Source organism: Pseudorhizobium marinum (assembly GCF_000705355.1).
Taxonomy (GTDB): Bacteria; Pseudomonadota; Alphaproteobacteria; order Rhizobiales; family Rhizobiaceae; genus Neorhizobium; species Neorhizobium pelagicum.
In genome coordinates this window covers 1-750 of sequence record NZ_JMQK01000072.1, presented here as the reverse complement: position 1 = coordinate 750, position 750 = coordinate 1, and the positions used below count along the sequence as shown (strand labels likewise).

1 protein-coding gene is annotated in these 750 nt (G+C 60.7%); it reads left to right on the top strand.

Translation table 11 applies throughout. From position 1 onward, the window contains the following. Positions 1 to 750 (top strand): undecaprenyl-diphosphate phosphatase (locus tag EO99_RS0125430; protein WP_235776930.1); only part of this gene is annotated, 750 nt, incomplete at both ends.

The following is a 750-nucleotide window of genomic DNA, read 5'->3' as shown; positions in this document are numbered from 1 at the left end:
ATCGTCAGTGCTCTCGTTCTCGGACTTATCGAGGGGCTGACGGAGTTCATACCCGTGTCCTCGACGGCACATGTTCTCCTTGCCGGACACTTCCTCGGCTTCCAATCCCCCGGCAATACCTTTGCGGTCCTGATCCAGCTTGGCGCCATCATGGCGATCCTGCTGGTCTATTTCCGCCGGCTGCTGGACATCGCGGTCAACCTCCCAAACAGCGCCAGGGCAAGGCATTTCGTGCTGACGGTACTGATCGCCTTCCTGCCGGCGGCCCTCATCGGTGCGCTGGCACACGGCTTCATCAAGACGATCCTGTTCGAGACCCCGGTGCTGATCTGCATCGTGCTGATCCTCGGCGGCATCGTTCTCCTCATCGTCGACCGCATGGCTTTCCAACCGCGATATACGGATGTCATGGACTATCCGCTCTCGCTCGCCTTCAAGATTGGCCTCTTCCAGTGCCTTGCCATGGTGCCCGGCACGTCCCGTTCGGGAGCAACGATCGTCGGCTCTCTGCTGATGGGCACCGACAAGCGGTCGGCTGCGGAGTTTTCCTTCTTCCTGGCAATGCCCACCATGCTCGGCGCCTTCACGCTTGATCTTTACAAGAACCGCGCGTTGATCAGCTTCGACGATGGTGCGGTGATCGTCGTCGGCTTCATCGCCGCCTTCCTGACGGCGCTGATCGTCGTGCGCTCGCTTCTGGACTTCATCTCCAGCCGCGGCTACGCGCTCTTTGCCTGGTGGCGGATCTTC